Genomic DNA, 15,935 nt, shown 5'->3' on the forward strand with positions numbered 1-15,935 from the left:
CCTACTGTGAAACGGGCTCGCCGGTTGGTGATAAGACCGATTGACCGCTCGATCCGCCCGATTGTCCGGACGGCAATGGCGCCGCCACATTCGCTGCGGCGCCACGCACGAACTGCTTGAAGTCGGCGCCCGCTTCCCACGGGTTCGGCTTGCATCCGAGCGAGCTGTCGCAATGCGCGGCAAAACCGATCGTCGACGTGCCGTCGTTATTCGGTGTCTTCGTGATTTCGAATGAGAGATCGCGCTTGCCGCCGTCTGGCCCCGCTGTCTGGATCAGCGTATCGGTTGCCGTGGCGATCTCGTAACGGGAATGCGTGGTGACCCACGTGCGCGCGCGCTGCCACCACGCGTCGCATTGACTCTTGCTGTCGCAGGTCAGCGGCGCGGTCGCGATCTGCATGACATCGGGATCGACCTGCCCTCGCGTCGAGCAGCCGGCGGCCGACACGCAAACCGCGACCCACAGCGCGGCTATCAGACCTTTGTTCATAACCCGGATTCCTCCCTCGCACATGTCGAAGCGGCGAAGCGTTGCGTGATACAGGGTTGGACCGCGACGTTGCCGACGCGTTTCATACAGCGTGCATGAAGCGGGAGCGACGTTCGGGCATTGCAAGATGTGTCGCAGCAATTTCCGGCCCCGACTCGCTCGCAATGAAAAAGGGCAGCACGAAGCTGCCCTCATCAGACGCGGACTCGCGCATGCGACGGCGTACCAGACTAAACGCTGAAGCGGTTCAACGTATACGCGCGATACGCGGCAACGAACGCGTCGAATGAACCGACCTCCTCGCGCTCGAGCTTGGCCTGTTCGGCGAGCGATTGCGTAGCGAGCGCAGCGAACGCCTGCGTTTGCGCTTCGTCCAGGGGACGCGCGCGGAAATGCTCCGCGTGCGCGACGCTCTGCGCGAGACCGAAGTCGAGGAAGCTCTGCTGTTTGTCGCGCATGACCTGCAGCACGCGAGCCGACGGCGTCAACGACGCGTCTGCGAGCTTTGTACGCTGCGTCGCGACCGAGCGCGCATGGCTGTCGTCGCCGCGAATTGCATCGAGCACGGCGGCTGCGTGATCGATTTTCGCGAGCAGTTCATTGGCCCAGTCGAGCATCTTGACGGGTTGTCCATCGCGCACCAGCTCGAGGCCGGGCTTGCGCCCTTCCATCGTCACGCGGCCGAAGTTCTGGTTCGCTTCCGTGTAGGCCGGCGGCGGCAGCGCCGCGCTTTCGTCGAGCGCGCATACCAGCAGATAGGCGTCGAGAAAGCGCGCGGCTTCGAGCGAAATACCCGTCGGTTCGAACGGATCGATGTCCATGCAGCGCACCTCGACATACTGCACGCCTCGCGCCGCAAGCGCATGCAGCGGACGCTCGCCGGGGTACGTGACGCGCTTCGGACGGATCGTCGAGTAGAACTCGTTTTCGATCTGCAGTACGTTGGTATTGATCTGCACCCATTCGCCGTCGCGCTGCGTGCCGATCGCCTCGTACGGCGGATACGGCTGGCTGACGGCTTTCGCGAGCGCATCGAGGTAGCCGGGCAGCGTGTCGTAATCGGCGTGCAGCGCGGCTTGCGCCGTCGTGTTCGAATAGCCGAGATCGCTCATGCGCAGGCTCGTTGCGTACGGGCGATACAGCGTGTCGGCGTCGAACGTTTCGAGCGTATTCGCGCGGCCGCGCAGAAAGCGCCTGTCGAGCGCCGGCGACGCGCCGAACAGATACATCAGCAGCCAGCTCGTGCGGCGGAAGTTGCGGATCAGCGCGAGATAGCGGTCCGACTGGAAATCGACGGCATTGGCCGTGGATTGCTGGTCGGCATGCAGCAGCCGCCACACTTCTTCGTTCAACGAATAGTTGTAGTGGATGCCTGCGATACATTGCATCGTGCGTCCGTAGCGCAGCGCGAGCCCGACGCGGTACACATACTTCAGCTTGCCGATGTTGGACGTGCCATAGTCCGCGATCGGAATCTCGTCGTCTTCGGGCAGAACGCCCGGCATCGAGTTGTTCCACAGCACCTCGTCGCCGATGGCCGAATAAACGAAGCGATGCAGCGTGTCGAGACGCTCGAGCGTGGTTGCCGCGTCCTGCTCGGCAGGTGTGATCAGTTCGAGCAGTGCTTCCGAATAGTCCGTGGTCAGCGAAGGATGCGTGAGCGCCGAGCCGAGCGCGCGCGGATGCGGCGTCATCGCGAGATGGCCGTCGGGAGTGACGCGCAGGCTCTCCTTCTCGATGCCGCGCAAACCGGTCGTCAGCGCGTCGCGCTGCGGACCGGATGTCAGCACGGACAGGCGGTGCAGTAGCGCGTCGGTCGTGCGGGAGGGTGTCGTGTTTGGCATTGATGCGGGTCGAACAGGGTCGGCCGCCATGCGCCGCGCGGTGCTGCTCGCGCGCGGCCGACAGCGTTCGGCGGAATTTTCAGTAGCGGGCACTTTAACATCTCGCCAGAACGGCTGCTTGGCGTTGCCTCAGGCCGCTCCCGCGCCGCTTGCGACCGGCTTCAGTGCCCGCTGCGCGCCCTCTCACTGTACGCCGCACCGGACCGCGAAGTCGACCGACGACGTTCACGAATATGTGCGGAAGGCCGCTAGCCGCCGCGTGCGGCGCCTGCCCGATCGGCGACTTCGTTCCACAGATGCATCGCCGCATAGGCACGCCACGGCCGCCACGCGTCGGTGCGCGCGCGCTGCTGGTTGGGACGCACGAGCGCCGGATCGCGCGCTGCGATTGCCTGCATCAGCACGAGGTCCCACGCGGGCCACGCGTCGGGGTCCCGCCACGCGCGCATCGCGACGTATTCGACCGTCCACGGCCCGATTCCGGGCAGCGCGAGCAACGACGCGCGCAACTGCGGAAGATCGAACGCCGCGCTGCCGATGCTGTCGATCGGCACGTCGCCGTCCGCCACGGCGCGCGCGAAGCCTTGCAAGGCTTCGATGCGCTTGCCGGGCATGCCGATCTGCGCAAGGTCGACGGCGGCGAGCGCGGCGGGCGTCGGGAAGCGCCACGCGGTGCTCTCGTGCGGATGACCGTCGATGCGCTCGCCGGCGCGCTGCACGATCCTTCCGATGATGGTCGTCGCTGCCTTCACGCTGACCTGCTGGCCAACGATGGCCCGCACGACCAGTTCGAACCCGGACCACGCGCCGGGCACGCGCAGGCCAGGCGCTGCGGCGACCAGCGGCGCGAGCCACGGATCGCTGGCGAGGCTTGCGCCGATCACCTTGGGTTCCGCGTGCAGATCGAACATGCGCGCGATGGGCGCGGCGAGCGTGTCCGCGTGGCGGCTCGCCGCGCCGTCGATGGTCGCGACGATGCAATGCCGGCGCGGATGCTTGCGGACGTTGAGCGTGCCGCTGTCGCCGTTCCAGCCGATCGCGCGACGCCAGACGCCGTCCTCGACGGCTTCGACGCCCGGCGTCGCACGTCCCCCGAAGAAGCGGAGGACGCGCGGCCAGTCATAGGGAGCTTTGAACGGGAGTTCGAGTGTGGCGGTCGATGCGCGGCTCAAGCGGCGTGATCCATGTCGGCGGTGGAGTGAATGGCCGCGCCGGTGTCGCGCGATTCGCGGTGTGTCTCGGTATCGAGCAGCACTGCCTTGCGCGCGACACCCCAGCGATAGCCCGCCAGCGCGCCGTCCTTTTGCACGACGCGGTGGCAAGGTATCGCGAGCGCGACGGGGTTCGAGGCGCACGCATTGGCGACGGCCCGCACCGCGCGCGGCGCGCCGACGGCTTCGGCGATCTGCGAGTAGCTGCGCGTCTCGCCGTACGGGATGCGGCGTAGCGCTTCCCACACGCGCTGCTGGAACGCCGTGGCGGCGATATCGAGCGGCAGATCGAAACGCTGACGCGTGCCTCGCAGATAACCGTCGATCTGCTCGACGAACGGCGCGAGCCGTTTCGGATCATCGATCAGTTCCGCGCTCGCGAATTCGCTGCGCAGGTCGTCGACGAGCGATGCTTCATCGTCGCCGAAGGCGATCTTGCAGATGCCCTTGTCGGTTGTCGCGACCAGCACCAGGCCGAGCGAAGTCTGCGCGCTCGCGTAGCGGACGCGCAGCCCCGCGCCTTTGCGCCGATATTCGGACGGCGCCATGCCCAGCTCTGCGGCCGCCATGTCGTACATCCGGGACGGCGAGCCGAAACCCGCGTCGACGGTTGCTCGGGTCACGTCGGCGCCTCGTTGCAGCGCGTCGCGCAATGCCGCGCCGCGCTGGGCCGCCTGATATTGCCGCGGCGACACGCCGACTACGCGCTTGAAAAGCCGCTGCAGGTGAAACGGGCTGACGTGCACGGCTTCGCTCAGTTGCGCGAGCGTGAGACGTTGCTGCGGGTCGGCGTCGAGCGCGGCGCAGGCGCGATTCACGATCTCGAGTTCCCGCGGCAGGCCACCCGGCTGGCAACGCTTGCATTCGCGATAGCCGGCGGCCCGCGCTTCGTCGCTCGATGCAAAGAAGTCGACGTTCTCGCGGCGCGGCAGGCGTGAGGCGCACGACGGACGGCAGAACACACCCGTCGTCCGAACGCCGTAGAAAAAGGCGCCGTCAGCGGACATGTCGCGTTTCAGGACGGCTGTCCAGCGGTCGTCGTCGTTGGCGAACGCGACGGGCGTCGCTTGAGAGATGGATGTGTTCATCATTTGCCCCGGGGGACGGTTTTGATGCCTGCCACTTTAGCGGGCAGGTTCACACAGTACGCTCCGCTTCTTGCTGTGTCATTTGGGCTGCGCGGCGGGCTGATTTTTCCCAGTTATTGGGAGAATCTGCCCCCGAAAAAGTTGGGGTTTTCCCTTAAAAAGTTATTGCGTCGCATCAAGTCGGCGTGTATAGTGGTTCTTGTCTCCTCCATGTCTCCTCCTGATATGGATTCAGCCCGCTCCAATCGAGCGGGCTTTTTTTCGTCTCAACGTTTTGCCCTCCTGGCCGACGAGCCGCCATCTGCACGCGCAATTCCTTCTACACTGGGTTCTTCACCGAACGACAGAGACGGGACGCCGCGCCATGAAATTCCAGATTCTCGATATCGATCACGTCGTCATCCGCGCTGCCGATCTCGACGCGATGACGCGGTTTTATCGCGAGGTGCTTGGCTGCACGGTGGACAGGGAACAACGCGATATCGGGCTGATTCAGCTGCGGGCAGGACGCTCGTTGATCGACCTGTTGCAGGTTGGCGGAAAGATCGACCGTCCGGAGAGCGGCGCGCCCGGCGCGGGGCGAAACATGGATCACGTTTGCCTGCGCGTCGAGCCTTTCGACGCCGACGCGCTGAAGACATGGTTCGCCGCGCACGACGTGCGCATCGGCGAAGAGGCGCAACGTTACGGCGCGGATGGTTATGGACCGTCGCTGTATCTGTTCGATCCCGAGGGCAATATGGTCGAACTCAAAGGCCCGCCGGTGGATAACCCTTGAGCGCCAACGCTCGTTTTTTGGTACACAGGACGAGCGATCACGACCCGTTAGCGGCCACCGTGCGTTGCCGGACGCGCGTTCATCGGAGCCTTGAGCACGGTCCATTCGACGGGAACGGCGTCGGCGGTTTCGCTGCCCAGCCAGGCTGCGTGATCCTGAACCGTGCATTGCAGGCGCATCGTGCGTTCGGCCAGCGCAGCCAGCGCCGGCGCGACATTTTCGCCGAGCGTCCAGACGGTCACGTTGCGTAACCGTTCGACCTTGTTGCGCACGCCTTGCCACCAGATGTCGGAAGTCCGGCCGCCATATGCGATCACGATCACTTCATTCGCGCGCCCGCTCGCCTTTGCGATGCGGCGTTCGTCCGGTTGGCCGACGTCGATCCATGTGTCGATGGCGCCTGTCAGATCCTTGGCCCACAGATCGGGTTCGTCGATGTCCGACAGGCCCTTGCAGAATTCGAGGCGCTCTTGCGCGAACAGCGCGAACGCGGCAACGCGGACCATCATCCGCTCGTTCGTTTCCGATGGGTGCAGCGCGATCGTCAGCGAGTGGTCCGCGTAGTAGTGCCGGTCCATGTCCGCGATCTGGAGGTCAGCCTTATAGATTGTCGATTTCAGAGCCATGCTACAACCTGGTCCCGTGAATGCGGACCGGAGAGTGAATAGTGAGTCGGCGTACCTTGCCATGGTCATCCCCTGCCTTGCAGCGGTGGCGCCTCGGTCGCGCGTCTCGCCGATGAAACACATTTGCCGGATTGCCGCGACGTCGGGGCGTCAAGCCCTGTCGCACCAACCTTCCTGCTTTCGCATGCCTTGAAAGCAGCAACATATGTGCCGAGTCCGCGCGTTCGAGCCATCGCGCACTGCTCGCGTCTGGCTGCAAGGTGGGACCGTGATGATACCGAATATGCGGGCGCGGCATGACAGCCCGATGAGGCCGTCCGGGGCGGGTGATGAGCGGATCGAATCAGTGAACCGATTTCGACTGCGCTGATGGCAGGCTAAAGGTCAGCTGAAAAACGATGATGGCCAGCTTAAAAACTGGCCATGTCGAGACACGAAAGCAATGCTTTCGTGGGGGTGTTTGTATTCACCCGACATTTGCTGTCGGGTGAAATCCAACTTTAGATGCTTATTGCTTGATGAATCGGTCGTTGGTCCAAAGACCTTGCGTATCGCTATTGCCGGCATTGACGAATTCAACGTCATGGCCAACCACGCGGACTACACGAAAATCTGAATGCTCCGGCGTGGAAATGCATTGAAAACCGGAGAAGAATTCCTGCATTTGCTGTTGCTCGCCCGCCTGCGCGTGTTGCGTGACGGCGTCGAGCTTGTCCTTTGACAGGCAGCCATAGGAATTCGCCTTGAATTGCACGGTCTGCTGGGGTTTGATCACGACGTCCTGCGCCTGCGCGCCTGCAGCTGCGAATAAACCTGCCAGTGCGAAAAGAATGGCGACTCGCTTGTTCATGGTTACCTCCTTGCGGGGTACGTCTCAGGTTAGCTATGTGTTTAACTGCCGTAAAACAAGCACGTCTTTCAATCTAGAAGAAACCCGTTGAACGGCAAGCACATCTTGTGTGCGCTCGCAACAGCGGCGAAATGTCGCACGGCGGCAAAACTCCACTTGATACCGCCCTAATGACGTAATAAACGCAGCTACGAGGCGGATTGCGAATTGCAGCTGAAAGCGTTTAGGCTTACTGGATAATCTTTTGCGGGCGTAATCAGCGTTTACGCTTAAAAGGTTTTTAAACCGTTTGCGATAAACGATTAAGCCATTGATGCATCGCACACAAAGTCATTCGCGCGACTCATGAAAGCCCGATGCGATCTGAAGCGGACGCAGAATAAAAAAGATGCCTGAGGACCGCGCGCTCTGAGTTCCTGAACGAACTCGAAAGGGCGCTTGCACGAACGCCGTGTTCGTGGATAAATCGACCGGCCCAAAAACGCATGAACAGGAGCGGCGCACCGAAACGCGGGCCCTTCCCAGGAGACTCTCATGACACTTGCACACTGGCTTCCCTTTGCCATCGCCTCGGCGATCCTCGTCGCGATTCCCGGACCTACCGTGCTGCTTGTAATTTCTTATGCGCTCGGCCACGGCCGTCGCTTTGCAATGGTGACGACCGCTGGCGTCGCGCTCGGCGACCTCACATCGATGACGGCGTCGATGCTCGGACTCGGCGTGATCCTCGCCGCGTCCGCGACGCTCTTCACGGCGCTCAAGTGGCTCGGCGCAGCGTATCTGATCTATCTCGGCATCAAGCTGTGGCGGGCACCCGTGTCGACGGCTGACGCGCCGGCTACAGGCGAGACCCGCGCGAGCCGGATCTTCGCGCACGCGTATGCGGTGACAGCACTGAATCCGAAAAGCATCGTGTTCTTCGTGGCGTTCGTGCCGCAGTTCATCGACACGCAAGTCGCCACGTGGTCGCAGATTGCGATTTTCGAAGCGACCTTCGTCGCACTCGGAACCTTGAATGCGCTCGGATATGCCGTGCTTGCTTCGGCGGCGCGGCGCGCGATCCGCAGTCCGCGCGTGCAGCGCGGGGTCAACTGCACAGGCGGCACACTGCTGATCGGCGCGGGACTCCTCGCCGCCGCGTGGAAGAAATCGACAGCGTGAGCGCATTTCTGATCGACACAATGCGCCGCGCCGGGCGCGCTACTTGCATCACTCGAATCGCGCACATGGTGTGCGCGGTGGATCACACGCAGTGACGGGCAGCATGCCTACAATGAAGTTGTCGCTGCTTCGTCGATCGGGAGGTTATTGTGATCGAGCATCTGATTCTGGGCGCGTTTCTGGTCGTGCCGCTACTCATCGTCGCGTTTCTCTTTTCCGACGAACTTTGGCAGGAGCATCGCCAGGCCCTGCACGATGACGACCATCACAGACGGTTGGACTGGCGGCATCCGATTCGCAGCCTGCTGCATCACTAGGCGGGTGGACACTATCCGGAGCGGATGGAGGCTAATGTGCTGGCCTTCTCTTTCTCGTGGACCGAGTACTGGCTATTCATGGCCGCACTGGTCGTGGTCAGCGTCGCGTTGACCTCGCTTTGCGGTTCGGTGCCGCGCGCGCCCGAGCCTCCGGAGGATGACGCCTAGCTTTTTGCGCGCCCCGTATCTCTCGATCGAATTTCTCGTTGGCGCAGCGCTTCGTTATTGCGCAAGCGTTGTGTCGTCAAATTGACGCCCAAAGATCGTTCTATTCCCCCGATTGTCATGCGACGCGCATGCGTACGCTAAAAGCCATGCGATGTCGTCAATTTCTGACTCGATTCGCAGGGTACCTATTTATTTGCATAGGTAGTGATTGGCGAAAATCCGGCTAGAGTTAATCATCAGATGTAAAAACTTTGGCCTTGTCGAGACGTCACGGGGGACGGCATGAACCGATTGATCGATCAGGAAATTGCGCACATTTCGCGCGTCATGTGGCCATCGCTGCTTGGGGGCATGGGCGGCACGATTCTTACTTCGGAGTACTGGCGCATGCGACTGCACGCGCTACTCGACGCACCTTCCCTCACCAAAATCCAGCTGTGCGCTCTGGACAGCCTGCTGCTTCGGCTCGATCACTATGACCGGTACGGCCCAGATGTCCACTCGGCGCCTTTCGCTGAGGCAACTGGCGAGCACGGCGCTGAGCCGGTCGTTTTGCACGGGTGATTCTTCGGCCGGCCGAATTTTGTGGGTTATAACCACCGCTCGTGCCGATAAACGCTTCCAAAATAAGGGTTTTGCGCGGCTTTAGCGAGTCTTGTGTACCTTAAAAGTACGCTCTTCATCCTGATGTAAGGAGCCGAACAAAACCTCGCCTGATAGGACTCTTCGCGTATCACGCCTGCCTGTGCGCCCGAATGGTCCGATGCTGTGTACCAATAAATGGTAGTCTAAGTTCAGGGCGTTCCCATCGGCGAACTTGCTTGCTCTTCAGCCTGCGCGTCCACGTAATCTGCCCAGAGCTGCATTTCGCGCACAGCGTCCGTGTCATTGGCTACGGCAAGCGCATCCTTGTTGTCTGCCGATTGCAACAAATCGCGCAGATGACTCGACCCTGTGCGGCGGAAATCGTGGAGTACGAAATGTTCGCCCTGCAACCCGAGCGTTTTGACCGCCTGATTCAGCGTGCCCTTTGCAATCGGTCGATCTTCGCTGCCTCGCGTGGACGGGAAGACAAAGTTGCGACTGCTTTTGCTGTCGCGTAACTCGCGCAACATAGCCAGCGCCTGACCCGACAGATAGACACGCCGCTCGCGGCCGTTGCTCGCGCGCGCGGCGGGAATCGTCCAGACACCTGCGTCGAGATCGAATTCGCGCCACGCCGCTTCGATCAACTCGGATTTATTGACCATCGTAAGCACGAGCAAATGAAGCGCAAGCTTCAGAGGCCGTCGAATACTCGACGTATGGATCGTACGCACCAACGTACCAATCTCGCTTCCCGTCAGCACGCGCGAGCGGCTGTCTTGCGTCGCGATCGTGCGGGCGACGATGGCATCGGCGGGATTGACGCTCGCGAGCTGCCGCGCGATCAGAAACGCGAACAGCCGCCTTGCGACGTTACGCGTGTGGAGTGCCATCTGTGGTGCGCCCCGACTCTTGATTGCGTCGCAGATCGACTGGATATCTTCCGTCGTGACCTGCGCGATTGGTTTGTGCCCAATCGCGGGGAGGATGTCCTTGTCGAGCGCGCGTCGCGTCGTGCGTCGGTATTCGTCCGATTTGCGGGCCATTGCCGACGCCAGGTAAAGCTCGGCGGCGTCGCGCAGCACATCGACGCGTTTCTCGGCGCCCCGGTCCTGTCTGGCTATGGACACGGGCGACAAGCCCTGCGCCACGATTTCCGCATACTTCTGCGCCCTGGCTCGAGCGACGCGCAATGACATCAGTTGATAGTCGCCGATCGTGACCATCGGCTGTCGACGCCCGTCGAGCGTATAGCGGAAGCGCCAGACCTTCTTTCCGGTCGGCATGATTTCAAGGATGAGGCCGTGGCCGTCGGCGACGCTGTAGCGCGTGGCGCGCGGTTGCAAGGCGCGGATATGCGATTCGCTGAGCGGCGTTGCAAGTTTTGGCATGCTGGCGGGTTCGGTACACAGGGTGCGTCAAATACGGAGTGTACAGGTTTGTGTACCGAAAAACAGGTTTTGGAAGTGATCCGAAGCCCTCCATATGGGCCATCGGAACAACATCTACTTGCCGATACAAAACCTGCTGAAAATTACACCGAGCAGGTCATCGGAAGTGAATTCGCCAGTGATCGAATTGAGCTGATCTTGAGCCAGTCGCAATTCCTCTGCGAAGAGATCGAGAGCTTGCGCATTCTGATCAGCGTGTTCTGCGGCGAGTCCCAGATGCTCTTGCGCGGCTCGAAGCGCAATCAGATGCCGCTCGCGCGCCAGATAAACGGTTTCCGCGCCGGCTTGCCAACCCGCGATGCGCAGTAGTTCGCCGCGCAGCAAGTCGATCCCGTCGCCCCGCTTTGCGGACAGACGAACCTCGCACGAATCGCCCTCGTCCGGCCCGTTCAGGCCGCTCACGCCCGATGCGATTCCCGTCAGATCCGTCTTATTCAGCACGCGAACAACGGGCACGCCGGTCGGAAAACGCGCGGCGATCGAATGGTCGTCGGCGGTCATGCCCGAGCGGGCGTCGAGCAGATGCAGCACGACATCGGCGCGCTGGATTTCACCCCAGGTCCGCTCGATACCGATCCTCTCGACCTCGTCTTCCGTTTCGCGCAGACCCGCCGTGTCGATCACATGCAGCGGGATGCCTTCGATCTGTATCGTCTGTGCGACCTTGTCGCGGGTCGTGCCGGCAATCGGCGTCACGATTGCGAGTTCCGCGCCCGCGAGCGCGTTCAAAAGCGACGACTTGCCGACGTTCGGTTGCCCGGCCAGCACGACGGACAAGCCCTCGCGCAGCAGCGCGCCCTGCCTGGCTTCGCTCAGCACGAGCGCGACGCGTTCGCGGATGCGCGTGAGCTTGCCGCGTGCGTCGGCGGCTTCGAGAAAGTCGATTTCCTCTTCGGGGAAGTCGAGCGTTGCCTCGACGAGCATCCGCAACGTGATCACCTCTTCGACCAAAGCATGGATATCGCGTGAAAACGCGCCTTCCAGCGAGCGGCCAGCCGAGCGCGCGGCCGCTTCCGTGCTGGCTTCGATCAGATCGGCGACGGCCTCGGCCTGCGCCAGATCGAGCTTGTCGTTGAGAAACGCGCGACGCGTGAACTCGCCCGGCTCCGCAAGCCGCAGACCGAACGCGCGTCCGGCATCGATGCAGCGCTGCAGCACCAGCTGGAGCACAATCGGGCCGCCATGCCCCTGCAACTCGAGCACGTGCTCGCCGGTGTAGGAATGCGGAGCCGGAAAATACAGCGCGATGCCGCGATCGAGCGCATTACCGCCTTCGTCAAGAAACGGGACGTAGCTCGCGTGGCGCGGCATCAGCGGTTGGCCGGTGAGCGCCTGCATCATTGGGCGCGCTGCCGCTTCGCCGACCCGGCCGAACGAAATCCGCACCACACCTATCCCGCCGCGGCCGGGCGCAGTGGCAATGGCGACGATCGGATCGGAATCGGTTGCGAGCATGTCGGAAGGGGCAGTGAGGGGTAGGAAAGTAGCGCACTTGCCGTGCGCTGAACGCCTGGCATTGTAACGCGGGCCTTTCGGGTGTTAGCGCGCAGATCTGGCCGCTGCGGGCTAACGAGATATTTCAGATTTATCTCGAATGAGATAAGAGATTCTTGCATCCACAGATAGGGGAATTCGGACTCTTCGTGTAGTCTAGGCCCTACAGATCAACCCAGAGCAGATTCTGGAATCTTCTGGAGAACGCCTCTGATGGGTTGCTGTGACGAGATAGGCAAATCTCAGATACGCGAAATGTAGCGCGTACAGTTGTCTACCTGCGATGCGACGGACTGCACAATCTTCCGATGCCAACCGTCGAAGAAAAAGCGGCTTTTGCCGAGCGACTCAAGTTCGCGATGAGACGCGCCCCGGAAAAACTCAAGGGCGGGACCGATCTCGCATTACATTTCAATCTACGCCATCACGGCGATCAGCCTGTGTCAGCGCAAACCGTGCACAAGTGGCTGAGCGGCCGCACGATCCCCACTGACGACAAGTTGCGCACGCTCGCGGCGTGGCTCGAAGTCGATGTGCATTGGCTGCATTACGGGCCTTCGCCTGGGGGATCGACGCGGAACGTTCCGAAACCGTTGGCGCGTGGCGAGAAATATCCGCTTTCGCCTGAGACGCTCGAACTGGCGTCGAAAATCGAGTCATTGACGCCGCATCATCGCTATCTGGTTCAGGAACTGATCTCGCAGTTTTACGGCGACGCTGACAACACTTAAAAAATCGCAGACATAAAAAAACCGCCCGGCTGAAACCGGGCGGTTTTTTTATCGCTTCGAATCGGATCGGCAGGTTACCCGTCCGATCCGAGCGCTCGATCAGGCGGCCTTTTTCTTCTGCCCCATCATGCGCGTGATGTAGTACTGCTGCGCGATCGACAGCACGTTGTTCACGACGTAGTACAGCACGAGACCCGCCGGGAAGAAGAAGAACATGACCGAGAACGCGATCGGCATGAACATCATCATCTTGGCCTGGACGGGGTCCGGGGGCGTCGGGTTGAGTTTCGTCTGAACGAACATCGAGACGGCCATCAGAACCGGCAAGATGAAATACGGATCTTGTTGCGACAGATCGTGAATCCAGAGAATCCACGGCGCGCCGCGCATTTCCACCGACGACAGCAGCACCCAGTACAGCGAGATAAACACCGGAATCTGAATCACGACGGGCAAACAGCCACCGAACGGATTCACCTTCTCAGTCTTGTACAGCTCCATCAGAGCCGCGTTCATCTTCTGCGGATCGCCCTTGAAGCGCTCGCGCAGCGCCTGCATACGCGGCGTGATTTCCTTCATGCGCGCCATCGACTTGTAGCTCGCGGCCGACAGCGGGAAGAACACCGCCTTGATCAGCAGCGTCAGCAGCACGATCGCCCAGCCCCAGTTGCCGACGTAGCCGTGGATCTTCTCGAGCAGCCAGAACAGCGGCTTCGCGATGATCGTCACCCAGCCGTAGTCCTTCACCAGTTCCAGACCCGGCGCGATGCCTTCGAGCATGCGCTCTTCTTCCGGACCGGCGAACAGACGCGCGGAAACGTCGACCGTCTTGCCCGGCTCGATCGTCTGCAGCGGCTGCTTGACGCCGACGCGATACAGCGACGGATCGATCTTCTCGACGTAGATATCGCGCTTGACGCCCTGCTGCGGAATCCACGCCGACGCGAAATAGTGCTGCACCATCGCGACCCAGCCATTGTCGGCGGAGGTTGCGTAGTCTTCCTTGTTCTTGTCGATGTCGCTGAACGTCAGCTTCTGGAAGTGATGCTGCTCCGTGTACACGGCCGGCCCGATGAACGTGTGCGAGAAGCGCGGCGTCTCGACAGGCTGGCTGTCGCGCACGAGTTCCATGTATGCGGTCGGTTTGACGGGCGTCGTGCCGACGTTCTGGATCTTCGTGTCGACGTCGATCACATAGCTGCCGCGCGTGAAGGTGTAGGTCTTCACGACTTTCAGGCCGCCCTTTTCCGGCGACTCGAACGACAGCTTCAGCGTGTTGCCCGTCATGTCGGTCGCCTGACCGGGCACGGGCGTGAACACGTCAGTGTGGTTCGGGAAGTCGCCGCCGAGCAGGCCCGTGCGCGCGAGATACGTGTGATCGGCCGTGTGGTCGAACAGCGTGATCACCTGATCGGGCTGCTTGCCCTCGCCCGGCTTGACCAGCGTGAGCTTGGACAGCGTGCCGCCACGCGTGTCGATCTGGCCGCGGTAGACGTCAGTGCTGAACGAAACCAGCTGGGCCTGTTGCGTAGCGGGTGCCGTCGAGCCGGGCGCCGCGGCGCTCGTCTGCGGCAAATCGGCCGGTTGGCTTCCCGCCGCCGAGGAACCCGGCGCAGCGGGAGCTGCCGTCTTGGTCTGCGTCGCGCTCGGGAAGAACATCGACGGGCGTCCATGGTCGCGCTGCCAGTTGTCGAACAGCATGACAGCTGACATGAAGAAGATGACCCATAGGACGGTGCGTTTGATATCCATGCGTTGTCTCAGTGTCGATGGCACAGCGCGTCAGCGCTTCTTAGGAGTTGGAGGCGGGACAAGATCGATGCCGCCCGCCGAAAACGGGTGACAGCGGCACAGGCGCCTGGCGGCGAGGTAAGTACCACGCGCGGCGCCATGATACTGGATTGCTTCGCGCGCGTAATCCGAACAGGAGGGATAAAAACGGCACCGGTTGCCGAGCATGGGACTCACGGCAATCTTGTAGAAACGCAGCAAGGCGAATAGTACCGTTTGCATGACTAGTGCGGCCCAACCGCGCCGCCCGGAGAGAAGCGCCACAGGACAGCCGCGCGTGTGGACTGCGCGGGTCTCATGACGCGGCTGGCGGCGTGTCGGCCGCCTGTCCTGCCGATGCTGCCGGCGCTTCGCGACGGGCGATTTCGCGCGCCGCCTTGTCGAGCAGCACATCGATTTCACCACGGCACAGCGCTTTCAACGGCGGCGACGATCCGCTGGGCATCGCCTTCCTGTCGAATTTGGCGTGCAGGCGCAGTAGCACGTCCCAACCGCCAAACTCCGCGCGACGCAAGCGAAACGCTTCACGAGCGAGGCGTTTCACGAGATTGCGAGTGACCGCGCGCGGCGCGTACTTCTTGCCGATCACGAGGCCGAGCCGCGCTTCATTGCCCGTGGGCCGCGCATACACGACAAAGTGAGCCGTCCGGCGCCACGGGCGCAAACGAAAAACGGATGAAAATTCATCCGTTTTTAGCAGCCTTGCGGCTTTGGGAAAGGCTGCGGACGCCTGCAACGGAACGACGTTCTGATGCGGCGCGTCTGCCGTTCCCGCAGCGTCACGGGTGTCGGACACAGCGCGCACTGGGCTTGACCGCGTATCTGCCTGCCTTAGATGGCGAGGCGTTTGCGGCCCTTCGCGCGGCGTGCGTTGATGACTTTGCGGCCACCAGCGGTCTTCATGCGAACGCGGAAGCCATGGGTGCGCTTACGGCGCGTCACGGAAGGTTGGTAGGTACGTTTCATGTTGCTCTCACTTGTTGAGAAATAACCGCGCGAGCATCGCTGAAAGTGCAAATGCCGGAGGTTCGAAAATTGGTTTTCGCGGAACCCGCTATTTAAACCGGTTTTCTCTGAGTCGTCAATAGTTTAGGGTGATGATCCACAGGCGGCGATTGCTGGCGTTGTTTGATCGGACCCTGTGGATAACTCACTTTGCCTGCCGTTTTGGCGGTAGAATCTCGCCTTACTTCCCAAGAATCCCGCACGCCGCCCCGGCCCGCTTGACCCCGCAAACCCTTGTGGCACAAGCGTCTGGGGCTTTTCCGCCTGGCTGCTTCGGGCCTCGTCGCGTATCCCGCGACCAGAGCGCCGGTGGAATCGCGTCGCAACCATAACGATAGCAACTTG

At 61.9% G+C, this 15,935-nt stretch carries 17 protein-coding genes; 5 read left to right on the plus strand and 12 right to left on the minus strand.

Features of this window, described 5'->3' with window-relative positions; genetic code table 11:
• Nucleotide 1 precedes the first annotated feature (1 nt).
• The 4 genes from C2L66_RS16370 to ada form a co-directional block, all read right to left on the minus strand.
• A complete protein-coding gene (locus C2L66_RS16370) occupies nt 2-490 on the minus strand; it encodes a hypothetical protein (protein ID WP_060599471.1) in 489 nt (162 codons plus the stop codon).
• 230 nt (nt 491-720) lie between these two features.
• Entirely contained in the window at nt 721-2,334 is a 1,614-nt protein-coding gene (gshA, locus tag C2L66_RS16375) for a glutamate--cysteine ligase (RefSeq protein ID WP_060599470.1), read from the minus strand.
• A 248-nt stretch (nt 2,335-2,582) separates the two neighbouring features.
• Nucleotides 2,583-3,506, minus strand: coding sequence for a DNA-3-methyladenine glycosylase family protein (locus C2L66_RS16380; protein WP_060599469.1), 924 nt, complete (start codon nt 3,504-3,506; stop codon nt 2,583-2,585).
• Nucleotides 3,503-4,633, minus strand: coding sequence for a bifunctional DNA-binding transcriptional regulator/O6-methylguanine-DNA methyltransferase Ada (ada, locus tag C2L66_RS16385; protein WP_060602412.1), 1,131 nt, complete (start codon nt 4,631-4,633; stop codon nt 3,503-3,505). Before ada ends, C2L66_RS16380 begins: the two co-directional genes overlap by 4 nt.
• 364 nt (nt 4,634-4,997) lie before the next feature.
• Here ada and C2L66_RS16390 point away from each other — a divergent pair, with 364 nt between their 5' ends.
• The gene (locus C2L66_RS16390) at nt 4,998-5,411 is read left to right on the plus strand and encodes a VOC family protein (RefSeq protein ID WP_060599468.1); all 414 of its coding nucleotides are present in this window, start codon (nt 4,998-5,000) and stop codon (nt 5,409-5,411) included.
• Between the two features lie 47 nt (nt 5,412-5,458).
• Here C2L66_RS16390 and C2L66_RS16395 read toward each other — a convergent pair whose 3' ends face one another.
• Both C2L66_RS16395 and sap1 read right to left on the minus strand, forming a co-directional pair.
• Complete coding sequence (locus C2L66_RS16395) at nt 5,459-6,037, minus strand: YaeQ family protein (RefSeq protein WP_060599467.1); 579 nt, start codon at nt 6,035-6,037, stop codon at nt 5,459-5,461.
• Nucleotides 6,038-6,545: 508 nt separating this feature from the next.
• Complete coding sequence (gene sap1 / locus C2L66_RS16400; protein WP_035987283.1) at nt 6,546-6,887, minus strand: surface attachment protein Sap1; 342 nt, start codon at nt 6,885-6,887, stop codon at nt 6,546-6,548.
• Nucleotides 6,888-7,421: 534 nt separating this feature from the next.
• Between sap1 and C2L66_RS16405 the strand changes: the two genes are divergently transcribed.
• The 3 genes from C2L66_RS16405 (at nt 7,422) to C2L66_RS16410 (ending at nt 9,097) form a co-directional block, all read left to right on the plus strand.
• Nucleotides 7,422-8,048 carry a LysE family translocator gene (locus tag C2L66_RS16405; RefSeq protein ID WP_054929370.1) on the plus strand — a complete coding sequence of 209 codons (627 nt, stop codon included), beginning with the start codon at nt 7,422-7,424 and terminating at the stop codon, nt 8,046-8,048.
• Between the two features lie 149 nt (nt 8,049-8,197).
• On the plus strand, nt 8,198-8,365 hold the full coding sequence (locus C2L66_RS41255; RefSeq protein WP_167352339.1) for a hypothetical protein: 168 nt from the start codon (nt 8,198-8,200) through the stop codon (nt 8,363-8,365).
• A gap of 450 nt (nt 8,366-8,815) precedes the next feature.
• Nucleotides 8,816-9,097, plus strand: coding sequence for a hypothetical protein (locus C2L66_RS16410; protein WP_054929371.1), 282 nt, complete (start codon nt 8,816-8,818; stop codon nt 9,095-9,097).
• A 230-nt stretch (nt 9,098-9,327) separates the two neighbouring features.
• Here C2L66_RS16410 and C2L66_RS16415 read toward each other — a convergent pair whose 3' ends face one another.
• Together C2L66_RS16415 and mnmE are read right to left on the minus strand one after the other, a co-directional pair.
• Nucleotides 9,328-10,509 (minus strand): tyrosine-type recombinase/integrase, encoded by a 1,182-nt coding sequence (locus C2L66_RS16415; RefSeq protein ID WP_060599466.1) that lies wholly within the window; start codon nt 10,507-10,509, stop codon nt 9,328-9,330.
• Nucleotides 10,510-10,623: 114 nt separating this feature from the next.
• Nucleotides 10,624-12,024, minus strand: coding sequence for a tRNA uridine-5-carboxymethylaminomethyl(34) synthesis GTPase MnmE (gene mnmE, locus C2L66_RS16420; protein ID WP_060599465.1), 1,401 nt, complete (start codon nt 12,022-12,024; stop codon nt 10,624-10,626).
• Nucleotides 12,025-12,371: 347 nt separating this feature from the next.
• On the opposite strand from mnmE, the gene C2L66_RS16425 reads away from it, so the two are divergent.
• Nucleotides 12,372-12,794 (plus strand): transcriptional regulator, encoded by a 423-nt coding sequence (locus C2L66_RS16425; RefSeq protein ID WP_035987266.1) that lies wholly within the window; start codon nt 12,372-12,374, stop codon nt 12,792-12,794.
• A gap of 99 nt (nt 12,795-12,893) precedes the next feature.
• Here C2L66_RS16425 and yidC read toward each other — a convergent pair whose 3' ends face one another.
• The 4 genes from yidC to rpmH all read right to left on the minus strand — a co-directional run bounded on the left by yidC (nt 12,894) and on the right by rpmH (nt 15,551).
• A complete protein-coding gene (gene yidC / locus C2L66_RS16430; protein WP_054929374.1) occupies nt 12,894-14,546 on the minus strand; it encodes a membrane protein insertase YidC in 1,653 nt (550 codons plus the stop codon).
• 30 nt (nt 14,547-14,576) lie between these two features.
• Nucleotides 14,577-14,807 (minus strand): membrane protein insertion efficiency factor YidD, encoded by a 231-nt coding sequence (yidD, locus tag C2L66_RS16435; protein WP_007581797.1) that lies wholly within the window; start codon nt 14,805-14,807, stop codon nt 14,577-14,579.
• Between the two features lie 73 nt (nt 14,808-14,880).
• Nucleotides 14,881-15,381, minus strand: a complete 501-nt coding sequence (rnpA, locus tag C2L66_RS16440) for a ribonuclease P protein component (RefSeq protein WP_060602408.1) — start codon at nt 15,379-15,381, stop codon at nt 14,881-14,883.
• Between the two features lie 35 nt (nt 15,382-15,416).
• A complete protein-coding gene (rpmH, locus tag C2L66_RS16445; protein ID WP_004198824.1) occupies nt 15,417-15,551 on the minus strand; it encodes a 50S ribosomal protein L34 in 135 nt (44 codons plus the stop codon).
• Between the last annotated feature and the right edge of the window lie 384 nt (nt 15,552-15,935).

It is taken from the genome of Paraburkholderia caribensis (assembly GCF_002902945.1).
Taxonomy (GTDB): Bacteria; Pseudomonadota; Gammaproteobacteria; order Burkholderiales; family Burkholderiaceae; genus Paraburkholderia; species Paraburkholderia caribensis.

Coding starts and splice junctions, on each gene's coding strand:
- C2L66_RS16370 (WP_060599471.1), bottom strand. CDS start 490: ATGAACAAAGGTCTGATAGCCGCGCTGTGGGTCGCGGTTTGCGTGTCG.
- C2L66_RS16390 (WP_060599468.1), top strand. CDS start 4,998: ATGAAATTCCAGATTCTCGATATCGATCACGTCGTCATCCGCGCTGCC.
- mnmE (WP_060599465.1), bottom strand. CDS start 12,024: ATGCTCGCAACCGATTCCGATCCGATCGTCGCCATTGCCACTGCGCCC.
- C2L66_RS16410 (WP_054929371.1), top strand. CDS start 8,816: ATGAACCGATTGATCGATCAGGAAATTGCGCACATTTCGCGCGTCATG.
- C2L66_RS16425 (WP_035987266.1), top strand. CDS start 12,372: ATGCCAACCGTCGAAGAAAAAGCGGCTTTTGCCGAGCGACTCAAGTTC.
- yidC (WP_054929374.1), bottom strand. CDS start 14,546: ATGGATATCAAACGCACCGTCCTATGGGTCATCTTCTTCATGTCAGCT.
- C2L66_RS16405 (WP_054929370.1), top strand. CDS start 7,422: ATGACACTTGCACACTGGCTTCCCTTTGCCATCGCCTCGGCGATCCTC.
- C2L66_RS16415 (WP_060599466.1), bottom strand. CDS start 10,509: ATGCCAAAACTTGCAACGCCGCTCAGCGAATCGCATATCCGCGCCTTG.
- yidD (WP_007581797.1), bottom strand. CDS start 14,807: ATGCAAACGGTACTATTCGCCTTGCTGCGTTTCTACAAGATTGCCGTG.
- ada (WP_060602412.1), bottom strand. CDS start 4,633: ATGAACACATCCATCTCTCAAGCGACGCCCGTCGCGTTCGCCAACGAC.
- C2L66_RS16395 (WP_060599467.1), bottom strand. CDS start 6,037: ATGGCTCTGAAATCGACAATCTATAAGGCTGACCTCCAGATCGCGGAC.
- sap1 (WP_035987283.1), bottom strand. CDS start 6,887: ATGAACAAGCGAGTCGCCATTCTTTTCGCACTGGCAGGTTTATTCGCA.
- gshA (WP_060599470.1), bottom strand. CDS start 2,334: ATGCCAAACACGACACCCTCCCGCACGACCGACGCGCTACTGCACCGC.
- rpmH (WP_004198824.1), bottom strand. CDS start 15,551: ATGAAACGTACCTACCAACCTTCCGTGACGCGCCGTAAGCGCACCCAT.